Origin of the sequence: Marinomonas atlantica (genome assembly GCF_001639725.1) — a bacterium.
In the GTDB taxonomy this organism is placed as follows: Bacteria; Pseudomonadota; Gammaproteobacteria; order Pseudomonadales; family Marinomonadaceae; genus Marinomonas; species Marinomonas atlantica.
Window position 1 is genome coordinate 382,191 of sequence record NZ_LTAW01000001.1, and the last position, 11,471, is coordinate 393,661.

Sequence of the window (11,471 nt, forward strand, 5' to 3'; positions counted from 1 at the left end):
TTCATCGCTGTGCTTTTTGAGCTTCTATAAGTCTTCTTTAATCGCTGTGTGATCTGCTACATAAGCGCCTCGTTTACCAATCTCTTTAGGTGGGCCAATGGTGCTGTCTTTTGATGTTTGTTGCTCTGTGGCGGCATTAATAACCGCACCTAAAATAACAATGTACGCACTGATGAATAGCCACATAAGCATAATCACGACACCTCCAAGCGACCCATACGTCTCGTTATAGCTAGCAAAATGCGATACATAAAACGAAAAGCCGATCGATGCCACAATCCATAGTACTGTCGCGAAAAGTGAGCCCAATGTAATCCAGCGCCATTTAGCCACTTTGCGATGGGGGGCATAACGGTACAACAGCACTAAAGCAAAGTGAAAAATACACGCCAACAAGGGCCATGATATCAGTTTTATTAATAAATCTAGGCTGTCTTTCAGGCCGACTAAATTTAAGACAATCGGTAGTATACCGATAATAATCAAAGCAAATACGGCAACAGAAATAGCGCCCACAGAGAACATAAATCTGACTAAGAGCGCTTTGAGAAAAGAGCGTTTTTCGTATTCTCGATAGCTAATGTTGCAGGCTGTAATCAGCGCCTGACTGCCCTTAGAGCTACTCCAAATAGTTAATAGCAACGTACCAATAGCGCTTAAACTCAAACTCGTTTGAGAGCTTTGTTTAAAATCGGATACTTGCGACAAAATCAGTTCTCGGGAGCTGGCTGGTAATATTGTGACGAATTGACTCAAATGCTGCCTGATTTCATCAGGTGATACAAAATAAGCGTATATGGACACCAATGCGGCTATGGCTGGAAAAATAGCAAGCAGGGCATAAAATGCTACCCCAGCAGCTACCAATGATAGATTATCCTCTGTCATTTGGTTAAAAGTGCGTTTCGAAATATCCCACCAACCCCGAATTGGGATGCTCCATGGTTTCTCTGCTTGTAGCCCTCTTTCTTTATTACTCATGTGCAACTTTCCTGTTCATAGCTTTAAATCAAAGCATAAAAGTGGCTAAGACTAAACAAGTGTATGATAGCCGCTTTACTGATAAAGTGAATAAAGATTAACCACGGATAATAAGCTATGCCAACGAGTCAACCCAGCAGTTTAACTTTGACCAGCATATCAACACCCTCCGAGAACGTTAACAGTGATGCTGTCTCATGGTTTTTTTTTCATGATCAGTTTACGCAGCTTGTTCATTCCGCTGCGCAATTATTACCTACGCTACTGCTAGGCTTAGTTCTGTTTATAATTTGCTATGTTCTTGCTAGGCCGTTGTCACGCTTACTGATTAAGCCCATAGATTTGATGACAGATAGTAAACTTGTCGTGCTTGTGGCGAGGCGAGTAATCAGTACTCTTGTTATTCTATTGGGTGCCTATTTATTTTTACGTTTAGCGGGGCTTACTGAATTTGCAGTTGCCATCATGAGTGGCACCGGCTTGATTGGTTTAATACTCGGTTTTGCCTTCAGAGACATCGCGGAGAATTTCATCGCAAGTTTGTTATTAAGCATACAGCGGCCGTTCAAAATAGACGATGTCATAGAGGTTGATGGTCGCTTGGGCGTGATTAAAAAGGTCACTGCGCGAGCAACCACTTTGGTGGATTACGACGGTAACCATATACAAATACCTAATGCGACCGTGTATAAGAATACGATTAAAAACTTAACCGCTAACCCTAGGATGCGGGGTAAAGTAGAAATTGGCATTGGGTATGATAATGATATACGCAGCGCACAAACGCTTGCTTTGAATATCGCCAATCAGCAAACGGCCGTATTGAATGATCCTCCTGCGCAAGTATTAATAGACAGCTTAGGCGCATCTACGATCAACCTTGGTTTGTATTTCTGGGTCAACAGTGAACAACACAGTACATTGAAAGTCAGCTCTCAACTTATGAGAGCGTTGGTTAATGAGTTTACTAAGCAAGATATCAGTATGCCGGACGACGCGCGCGAACGTATTTTGTTAAACATGGCAAACGATGAGCGGACAGACACAGACTTCCATCCGCCAAAAGCTCCTAAGCATGAGACAGATACACAAGAACACTCAGATACGCTGAATGATGTGAGTAGTGATACCGATGAGATACGTGAACAAGCGGAACAGTCTCGCGATCCCGAGCAGGGTAAAAATATTATTTAGCTATTCTGGGAGCCTAAAAGACAGATTTTTAGGTTCTCAGAATCTTTCTATAGCGCTAGAGTTGATTTGCTATAAGGTGACGTTAAATTTCGTTAAACCTATGAGCTGACCTGAATCAGTCACCACTTGGACCTGCCATTGGCCCACGGCATCGTCAGGGAAATTTACTTTGTGAGTCCATGCTCGGTAGCCTTCCTCTCGGCCACCGGTAATTTTCAAAGCGATCCGATCCACTGTTTCGTTGTTATGAATCCAGACATGAAATATTTCTTCGTTTAAGCCTCTGGGCGCTTTAACTGCTGTCCAACTATAAAGTCCTTTTGCATGCAAAGCATCTGAGCTAATCGTCTTAATGCTATCGGAAGGTTTTAGTTTTTTTATATTCACATCATGGGAGATGGTAATGCCAGTTAAGCGTAACGCTGCGGGCGGCACCCAGCTACGTAACTGCCACAGCCCAACACTTAACACACAGAGCAACAAAATTAAGATTGGAAAACGCCACCACCTAGCGTTGAGCATTAAATTCCCTAAACTTGGCAAGGTGAAGATGACCGCTGTGATTAAGGCTATTTTTACACTCTGGCTTGTGGTCAGGTTCAATAGAATTGGCAATGTGACAGAAAGTACAGAAAATAGAGCGAAGTTATGAAATACAGTGAAAAGCACTTGTTGGCTTGCCAATTTTTTGTAGTAAATCGGATCAACCACTGATATCAGCGCGCAGAGAATAATTAACGAGGTAAAGATGGCTTGAGGGTGGTTCCAAGACGTCACGGCAAGAAAAAAAGGTAAAGCAAAAAATAAACTTTCCTGCTGTACCATTTGTAAGGCGAAGCGCATCACATTAGGTGAGACGGTGACACCAAAACGTTCTTTCACTTTATCGCGTAACCAGTTATCAATGATTAGCCATACCCAACTAACCAGTAAGAGAACAGCAATCATCTGTGAAAATGATTCGTTACGTTCGACTAAGACATAACTTGCAACACCACTACTGAATGCTATAACGGCCAATAGACCAGGCCACTGCTGCATCAGTACAATAAATTTTGTGATTAAGCTCTTAACATAGATCATTCAATGGAAGTCCGAGTCAGCCTGTATGATTAATGAACGGACATTATCTGCATGGCCTAGGTTAATATCGTTGTCGTAAAATTCTTTGTTATCAATAGTATAACGCCCTCATTTAAGCATGAAGACGATGGGGCGTTCATGTTAAAGGCGATTTTCGATGCATACCAGTTTTGCTCTACTTTTAGAGTGAAAAAACAATGTAATGATCATGATGACAGTCAACTGGATCAGTATTAAATGCTCTTGTAATAGGGCGTGTAGACTCCGATGAACACTTCGATGGGTTTCAGCTGGAAATGGCCGCTCACGATCCGAGCGCTTTTTATTCGGTCTATTCGGAACATCCGCGAGGACTCTCTCAGATGGTCCCAAGCCGTGATGTACCAGATTGGCCAATTGAGCAAAATGTACTGCGCTTCAATGACTCGTGTTGTGTGTTCTCCTGAGTCAGACTGGTAATCTATTTCTAAACAGCTTTGCTCTAAAAACGCTTCAGCAATACATTCTGAAAGGGCGTGTTCTGGTGCGATGTATCGAGAGACGATGTTATCACCTGCATTACTGCCGATCATGATGCGTTTACGGATATTACTGACGGCACTTCGCTGTTCCTGAGGGAATGCTTGAAACAGCTTTTGTTTAATGGCTTTTAGGTTACTGGTCAGTAGCGGGGATTGTAGGGACTCCATGATCGCTAAAGACAAGATTAACTCAACCACTTCATGATGGCTCAATTGCAGACGATCCACGCCCCATCGGCCATTTAAACGAATGCCTCCGCCACGGCCTCTTTCCGATTCTATAGGGTATCCCGCCCGCTTCAGCTCGGCCAATTCACGCATTAAGGTGCGCTGACTTATGCCCAGTTGTTCACGCAAGTCAGAGGTCTTCCAGTAGGTTTCGGAGCGCAGCAAACCAATCAGTCGGTTACGTCGCTCGGTACGCTGTTCAAAGCTTGTATTGATCATGTATCTAATGTGCCATTAAGTGGCATAAATAGCCATATACTTCAAACCAGAGGCAACATTTCATATGACATGGCGGCCATTCAACGCATTGTTCAATGTCGTCATGACGACAAGGAGTTTTAAAACATGAAGCACTATTTCAACCCAATGAGCCGAGCGATTACCACAGACTGGATGCTTAAAGAGCTGGATGCTCCACACGAAAAAATCACCATCGACTTTACGACGAATGAAAATAACACGGCTGAATTTCGTAAGATTAATCCGATGGGAAAGCTACCAGCTCTGGTAGACGGTGATACGGTGGTTACAGAAGTATCAGCGATTTGCGCGTATCTAGCGGACAAGTTTCCAGAAAAAAACCTTGCGCCAGACGTCGGTTCAGTTGAGCGTGCTGCGTATTATCGTTACTTGTTTTTTGCCTGTAATACTATAGAACCTGCCTTTGCGCTTGCCGCTTGTGGGTTTGAACACCCTGATCCTGTATCGGCTGGCTGGGGTGACATGCCGCGTGTATTGGCGGCAATAGAAGATATGACGCCGGAGACAGATTGGGCGCTTGGCGAGCAGTTCACGACAGCTGACGTTGTCTTCGGTGGTTTACTGGACTTCTCCATGACCTTTAAATGGCTAGAACCATCCCCTAAAGTCGCAGCTTATGTGGCGCGCATTCGTCAACGTCCCGCTTACCGAGCAACTCATAGCGCTTTTGACAATGCGTAAATTTCACCCGCTCTAAAGCTCCTCTGAATAAAGTGGATGGCTCTTCCTGAGAGTTGTCCACTTTTAGGCGCTGGTATTTAAAAGAGTTCGTGTCATTATTTCGATATACTGTCCCAGTTGTTACGCAAACTATTGGGGATGTTGTGAAGGATTTAATTACTCATGCTCGACAGGCAATCGCCTCAGAGAAAGGTGCACCGTTTTCTATTTATAACGCCATTAAAGAGCAGACCATAATCAATGTTCCCATCACTAAACCTTTGTTGATCTGTGTGCTGGATGGCACTAAGCGCTTGGGTGTAAACAGCGAAGTGATATGTGACTCCGGCGAATTTGTTTTCCTCTCTAATAACCCTCAAGTTCATCTACGCAATATTCCTCGAGGAGCCGAGTATTTTGCTTTATTGATCGAATTTGAGTTGTCGGATTTTGAGTGCTTGCCCAGCGATAGCAATCCTAAAGAGTCGATGATAAAGGGAAAGGTTAACGACGCGTTATATCAGAGTCTGCTGCAGTTTGTAGACTGTGCACGTTATCTCCCAGACTCGCTTTGGGCATCTCGTCGCCAAGAGCTTTTGCAGCTCTTTCAACACGAAGGGTTTCCCAACCCCCGTTGTATAACAACGACTCCAGATCTTAGTCATCAGGTGTATCGCTTGGTTAGTACGGATTTAAGTGCGGACATGAGTTCTCAGTGGTTGGCCGCCGAGTTAGCTTTAAGCGAATCCACATTACGTAGAAAGTTACGTGTAGAGGGAACGAGTGTTCAAGAGATTAAAGACCGCGTCAAACTTGGCACTGCTTTACATTTAATTCAAACAACCTTTGAGTCAATCGGCATCATTGCCGAACGCTGCGGCTATCAATCTCAGTCGCGTTTCACTGACAAGTTTAAACAGCGTTTTGGCATTACCCCGACAGCTTTACGAAAAACACGAATGCCCGATTAGGGCGAAAGTTTGATCGTTTTGGCACTAATGTCTATGTCTTGCTGGGGTTATGATTGATTGATCTGAACGAGACAAGTGAGGGATTAGTGTGGTTAATTTAAAAAAGAGTTTAATTGGGTTATCGATTGCTTTGACGTGCGGTGTTTCATACGCGGGACCATTTACGTTAACCAGCTCTGATATTGCTGATGGCAAAACCATGAGCAAGCAGCAAGAGTTTCAAGGTTTTGGCTGTACTGGTGATAATCAATCGCCTGCACTTTCATGGTCTGGAGCGCCGGAGGGTACAAAAGCCTACGCTATCTTAGTACACGATCCAGATGCCCCAACTGGCGGCAGTGGTTGGTGGCATTGGCAAATGATCAATATACCGCAAGAGGTGACTCACTTAGAGACGGGTGCAGGCAATAGCGACAATCAGCGTGTTCCAGAAGGTAGCCAGCAGATACGCAATGACTACGGTATCCAAGGCTTTGGCGGGGCATGTCCACTAAAAGGTGATCAGCCGCATCGCTATCGCTTTACCATTTATGCGCTATCACAACCACTAGACTTACCGGCTCATCCATCCGCCGCGTTAACGGGTTATATGGTCAATAGCTACGCGCTCGCTTCTGATACCATCGAAGCGATGTATCAGGTGAAATAATTAGAGTAGATGCAGTAACGTGAGGGCAGGATAAAATAAAGGTCAATGTTTACCTGCCCCAATTAATTGCGTTATTTCATTCGGCGGCGTAACTCGTTCGCTCCGGGGTAGTGCTTCTTATCTAAGTAGCGTAATGCATGCCGAATTAACCAGCGTAAGCGTTCATCAGCATCTTCTCCCCATGTTTCGCATATCGTCATAACCCATTGTGGGTTGTCTTTAGCAATATCGCCTAAATGGTTTGCAACACTGCGTTGTACATAGAGGCTTGGATCATTTTTAAGTGTCTCTAAAATGAAGCGTATCTGCTCAGGTTTTTTTCCAAATTCCGCTAGGCGCTTTCCCCATGGCAAGCGTGGTCGAGTGCCTTCACTGCACAAACGGCGTACATGATCATTTGGGTCCGTCAGCCAGTTCTGAATCGTATTGAGGGTACGCTCCGGATAGCGTAACAAGAATGGTCGAATGGAAAATTCTGCGGTAAAGCGCTTGGTTAGTTCGTATTGTGCATCCATGGACAAATCAAAAGGATCAGCTTCCCCTACCTGCGGTTCTAGGCCGTATTCGGCAATAAAGGCGCTGTGCGGCAAGTAGAAGAACACGGCAAGCCCATTATCGCTGTTTGCTGTCGACTCTGGGGTAAACGAGCGAACCAACACCTCCAATGCTTCTTCATATGACGGAGGCAAACATGCCCTCAATGCCTTTGCTATATGATTCGCCCTTTGCATTAGGGCAAGCTCTTCAAGGTTTTCGGTAGCAACCTGACAGAACATTTCCACATCGAGGTCGGGCGAAACCAACTGAATATTACGCGCCATGTAGTGAATACATTCTTCATTTAATAGCCGCTTAAGCGGTATGCCTTTTTCAATGGATTTTGAAGCTTTGGGTAATTGAGGCTCAGTGTAGCAGTACATCGTTCTTCCTCTTAAAAAGCACAGCGAGGTTTTATTCCTCACCGCGCTAGCATCGTTTTAATATCGTCTTACCAAGCTTTTGCTTGATGGTAATGTTTCGGTCCACTCCCCGGTTGATCCATCCCCACCATTAAGGTCAGATAGTCTTGGCAACATGAAAACTGCATAAAAGATTTTCCAGCGTTATTGGCGTCTTGCTCTGATTGCCAATGCACCAGATCTACCCATTGATCTCCTTCTCCTTTTAACAATTCGCGCTTTAGGTAACCCTGCTGTTGTTGTAAAAACTCCTGTTCAACTCGTTCTGCTGCCTCAATCACTTGCTCTGATGTAACATGGCTGGCAACCGTAAAAGGCGCCCATTCAATCGTGATCGTTGTATTTTGGTTTGGCATAAAAGCTCCTAATTGTTGGGTTATCTGGTCGTTATTAACCATTGCTGATAGGCTATCTGTAAACATGACATAATAAGGCATATTTTATGGGGCGTACCTCTATCTCGATTAAAATGAATCGTCTCAATCAACTGGTAGGTAGGCTTAAGTCGGGCGATATCTTCACGGCAAGTCAACTCTCCAAAGACTTTGGTGTCAGCCAACGTACACTCATGCGTGATATAGAAGTACTGAAAGAGCAGGGCTACCCTATTGAAGCAGAACAGGGAAGAGGAGGAGGTATTCGTCTACATGCCCGTTGGGGGATTGGCAGGCTTGCTCTAAACTACAGAGAGGTGATTGATCTCTTGTTGGCTCTCGCTATTCTAGACCGCTTAGACTCAGCCTTGTTCTTAACTCATCTAAGTAGTGTAAAAAACAAGCTATTCGCTTCTTTTCCCGACACGCAACGTCCTCATATACAGCAACTACGACAACGTATAATGGTTGGTTCGACAGCCTCAGAACAGGTGCTTGAAAGCTATCGAAATATGACACATGAAGAAGTTTCTGACAGTGTTATGGAAGCCTTTGTAGAAAGCCGGTGTGTTGAAATTTCGTATCAGAGAGAAGGTGGTGCGCTCAGCACACGCATTGTGGAAATCCATTATTTGTTTTTAAACTGGCCTGTTTGGTATCTCTTCTGTTGGGATCATCTACGCCAAGCGAATCGCACATTTCGTATTGACCGTTTAAGTCACGCACGTTTGATGGATCAAAGCTTTAGAATCAAACCCTTCGCATTTTTTGATGCTGAATTGCAGCAGATTGCCAAGACACTGTGATTCGCTCAAGTTGTTATTTACATTTATAAACATATATTAATTTATTCTAATAAGACTCTCCTAAGCTAAGCATATTAGCGTATTAAACGAACGCTTGTGATCAAACGAATAATTCTTAGAGCAGGGGTAATGTTATGTCTGAGTTAGGTTATCTTAATAAAGAGCATATTGAAGATAAGTGGGATGACGATTTCATTGGTGATGAACATGAACATGAACATGAACATGAACATGAACATGAACATAGGGTCTATGAAAGTGACAAAGGTCAGTACTCAAAAGTAGATGATGACGAAGCAATAGAGCTATTTGAGCATGCAAATGTCCTTGGGGGAGATGGTGCTGATAAGTTTGCATTTTCTGTGGGTTCATACGTCAGGGTAATCAACTTTGATGCAGATGAAGGTGATACAGTTATATTTAATACAGGTAATCACTTAACAAGTTCTGAAGAGTTAGCGCAGTTTGTAACGAAATTAGAATATGAGAACAACAAGCTTTCCGTTGAATTTGGAGAGTATGGTTCACTAGAGCTAGTAGGTGTTCAAGCTGACCAAATTAGTTGGGATTTGATTGATGTGATCTAGTCAAATTTGGGAAGAATGGCAAGTAAATTGATGACTAACTAAGGCCTTAATTTCTCTGATTTAGAGGAGTAGGACGATCGTACTTAGCCGCTTTCGATGTCACCTTGTTCAAAGGAATTAAATTAAGTGACACTTCCTTAAGGTTGCTTTATTAGGAAACCATAATAAGACGATAGCGGCGTAAATATACATCATTGCTATGCAGAAATTTGTAATGAAATGATCCTATCTAACAACGACTATCTTATAGCCTATAAGCGCTTGTCGAAAACATGAGGTGAAAGCCAGTTATAACAAGCGCTATTTTCATGGCTTATAGCCTTACTGTTTAAGTTAGGCGACTTGTTAAGTTCTCAAAACCACTTTCCTAATATTATAGAGAAAAGTCCTCCCCAAAAAACAGACAAAAAAGTTGACAATAGTTTGTTCGATATATAGAACGTTCAATATATGGAACAACTTTTGAGTCACGCAATGGAAAACCCCAATCTCAGTAGTCTTGGTCACAACCTGAAAACCATGCGCTTAGCACAGGGCTTATCTCTGTCTCAGCTGGCGAGCAATGCTGGCATTGCCAAGTCTAATTTAAGTCGAATAGAGCAAGGCGAGGGCAACCCAACCATTGAAACTATTTGGCGCCTAGCGGTGCAACTAAGTGTTCCGTTTGGTGATTTGATTGCTGGGACTCACGAATTCCTAGGGGAAAATGGCATTCAAGTGAAATTGGTCGACCAAGGCTCGGATGATCCAAGAGTTGATGTCTATTGGATGTCTTGTGCGGCCAATACTAAGAAAATGTCGGAGGCGCATACCAATGGCACGATAGAACAACTGACGTTGATCAGTGGCGAACTGTTCGTTGGCCCCAGTGATGCCCTGCAGCGACTTACGGCAGGCGATACTTACACGCTGAATGCAGACCAACCTCATTGCTACCAAACGCAAGAGAAGGCCGCCGCACTGATGCTTGTGATTACTTATCCAAATCAAGAGGACGCATCATGAGCACCCCAGCGCAACTACTTTTAAGCAACCCATGGAAGCAGGGGGCAAAAGACGCTCTGCCGCTTTTAGGTGGTTATATTCCCGTGGCTGTTTCCTTTGGTTTATTTTCGGTGCAGGCTGGTTTTGGCGTATTGGAAACTATTTTAGTGTCAGCGTTTATCTATGCGGGAGCATCTCAATTTCTATTTGTGGCGATGGTGGTGTCCGGTGCGCCTGTCTGGCTTGTCATTGTCATGACTCTCCTGATTAATTCACGCCATTTGGTCTACGGGCCTAATATTGCGCCGTATTTGCAAAGGGACGTGCGCTGGCTGCCGTTGATGCACTTATTAACCGATCAAATTTTTGCTTTGACACTGACGCGTATGCCGAATATGACTCCAAGTGATCGCCTGCGCTGGTATGTGAGTGCGGGCGTGATTGCATGGATGAGTTGGATCTTGGGAACCGCTTTGGGGGCTATTGCAGGAGATGAGCTGATTGAGCGCTGGCCGTTAATAAGCGAAGTGTTACCGTTCGCGCTGCCAGCTTTGTTTTTAGTGATGGTACTGCCTCGGTGCTCGGATCGCCGTTGGACCATTACCATGGTCATAGCGACCAGTACGGCCATGTTGCTTAAGCTGTTTGGCTTTCCCAACATAGCCATACCCGCAGCAGCAATTTGCGGTGCATTGGCTTATTATGCCGTTCATCCCAGCCCAACCGATAAAGGGGTGCTTTCATGAGCGGCCAGACTTGGATGATTCTTCTCAGCATCGCGTTGGGCACCTACTTGATCCGCGCCTTACCTTACGTATGGATGGCGCGAAAACTCAATAAACAAGCATCACAAGGAAATGTTAGCAGTACTCCTGTTTGGCTGACGATACTTGGTCCGACCATGATAGCCGCTATGTTTGGCACGTCCTTAGTGCCAGTTGAACCGTCTCTACTGTCTTGGGTCGCTACCGTGATTGGTTGCGTTGCAACGTATTTTATATGGCGACGCACCCGCTCTATGGGTTACCCCATTGTGGCTGGCGTCTTAGTCTTTGGTGCGCTGACTGTTTTCTTTGGATAAAGGAATGCGCTGGGAAATCACTGGGGAAGCTTAACTTTGAAAAACAGCCGCCTAGCTCCACTTACGTCTTTGCGTAGAGTCACGAGTGCTATAGACGCTTCTCAAGGCTTGCTCTGTGTTCGTCTGAATTAC

14 protein-coding genes are annotated in these 11,471 nt (G+C 44.4%); 9 read left to right on the forward strand and 5 right to left on the reverse strand.

Annotated elements, in window-relative coordinates:
- Window positions 1–24 precede the first annotated feature (24 nt).
- Window positions 25–981 (reverse strand): YihY/virulence factor BrkB family protein, encoded by a 957-nt coding sequence (locus tag AYW75_RS01780; protein ID WP_067094500.1) that lies wholly within the window; start codon window positions 979–981, stop codon window positions 25–27.
- A gap of 117 nt (window positions 982–1,098) precedes the next feature.
- On the opposite strand from AYW75_RS01780, the gene AYW75_RS01785 reads away from it, so the two are divergent.
- A complete protein-coding gene (locus AYW75_RS01785) occupies window positions 1,099–2,175 on the forward strand; it encodes a mechanosensitive ion channel family protein (RefSeq protein ID WP_067094503.1) in 1,077 nt (358 codons plus the stop codon).
- A 69-nt stretch (window positions 2,176–2,244) separates the two neighbouring features.
- Here AYW75_RS01785 and AYW75_RS01790 read toward each other — a convergent pair whose 3' ends face one another.
- The gene (locus AYW75_RS01790; RefSeq protein WP_067094506.1) at window positions 2,245–3,258 is read right to left on the reverse strand and encodes a DUF5924 family protein; all 1,014 of its coding nucleotides are present in this window, start codon (window positions 3,256–3,258) and stop codon (window positions 2,245–2,247) included.
- Window positions 3,259–3,491: 233 nt separating this feature from the next.
- Window positions 3,492–4,226 carry a helix-turn-helix transcriptional regulator gene (locus AYW75_RS01795; protein WP_067094509.1) on the reverse strand — a complete coding sequence of 245 codons (735 nt, stop codon included), beginning with the start codon at window positions 4,224–4,226 and terminating at the stop codon, window positions 3,492–3,494.
- A 126-nt stretch (window positions 4,227–4,352) separates the two neighbouring features.
- Between AYW75_RS01795 and AYW75_RS01800 the strand changes: the two genes are divergently transcribed.
- The 3 genes from AYW75_RS01800 (at window position 4,353) to AYW75_RS01810 (ending at window position 6,548) form a co-directional block, all read left to right on the forward strand.
- Complete coding sequence (locus AYW75_RS01800) at window positions 4,353–4,949, forward strand: glutathione S-transferase family protein (protein WP_067094512.1); 597 nt, start codon at window positions 4,353–4,355, stop codon at window positions 4,947–4,949.
- Between the two features lie 143 nt (window positions 4,950–5,092).
- Window positions 5,093–5,899 (forward strand): helix-turn-helix transcriptional regulator, encoded by an 807-nt coding sequence (locus AYW75_RS01805; RefSeq protein WP_067095041.1) that lies wholly within the window; start codon window positions 5,093–5,095, stop codon window positions 5,897–5,899.
- An 88-nt stretch (window positions 5,900–5,987) separates the two neighbouring features.
- Window positions 5,988–6,548: a YbhB/YbcL family Raf kinase inhibitor-like protein gene (locus AYW75_RS01810; protein ID WP_067094515.1), complete on the forward strand. Its 561-nt coding sequence runs from the start codon at window positions 5,988–5,990 to the stop codon at window positions 6,546–6,548.
- Between the two features lie 71 nt (window positions 6,549–6,619).
- Here the strand turns inward: AYW75_RS01810 and AYW75_RS01815 are convergent, their stop codons facing one another.
- Entirely contained in the window at window positions 6,620–7,468 is an 849-nt protein-coding gene (locus tag AYW75_RS01815) for a DNA alkylation repair protein (RefSeq protein WP_067094518.1), read from the reverse strand.
- A gap of 68 nt (window positions 7,469–7,536) precedes the next feature.
- A complete protein-coding gene (locus tag AYW75_RS01820) occupies window positions 7,537–7,863 on the reverse strand; it encodes a hypothetical protein (RefSeq protein ID WP_067094521.1) in 327 nt (108 codons plus the stop codon).
- Between the two features lie 86 nt (window positions 7,864–7,949).
- Here AYW75_RS01820 and AYW75_RS01825 point away from each other — a divergent pair, with 86 nt between their 5' ends.
- From AYW75_RS01825 to AYW75_RS01845, 5 genes are all read left to right on the forward strand, one after another.
- The gene (locus AYW75_RS01825; RefSeq protein ID WP_067094523.1) at window positions 7,950–8,687 is read left to right on the forward strand and encodes a helix-turn-helix transcriptional regulator; all 738 of its coding nucleotides are present in this window, start codon (window positions 7,950–7,952) and stop codon (window positions 8,685–8,687) included.
- Window positions 8,688–8,821: 134 nt separating this feature from the next.
- Entirely contained in the window at window positions 8,822–9,274 is a 453-nt protein-coding gene (locus AYW75_RS01830; protein ID WP_067094526.1) for a hypothetical protein, read from the forward strand.
- A gap of 474 nt (window positions 9,275–9,748) precedes the next feature.
- On the forward strand, window positions 9,749–10,279 hold the full coding sequence (locus AYW75_RS01835; protein ID WP_067095044.1) for a helix-turn-helix transcriptional regulator: 531 nt from the start codon (window positions 9,749–9,751) through the stop codon (window positions 10,277–10,279).
- A complete protein-coding gene (locus AYW75_RS01840) occupies window positions 10,276–11,004 on the forward strand; it encodes an AzlC family ABC transporter permease (protein ID WP_067094529.1) in 729 nt (242 codons plus the stop codon). Before AYW75_RS01835 ends, AYW75_RS01840 begins: the two co-directional genes overlap by 4 nt.
- A complete protein-coding gene (locus tag AYW75_RS01845; RefSeq protein WP_067094532.1) occupies window positions 11,001–11,339 on the forward strand; it encodes an AzlD domain-containing protein in 339 nt (112 codons plus the stop codon). The genes AYW75_RS01840 and AYW75_RS01845 overlap by 4 nt, the downstream gene beginning before the upstream one ends.
- The last annotated feature ends 132 nt before the right edge of the window (window positions 11,340–11,471 follow it).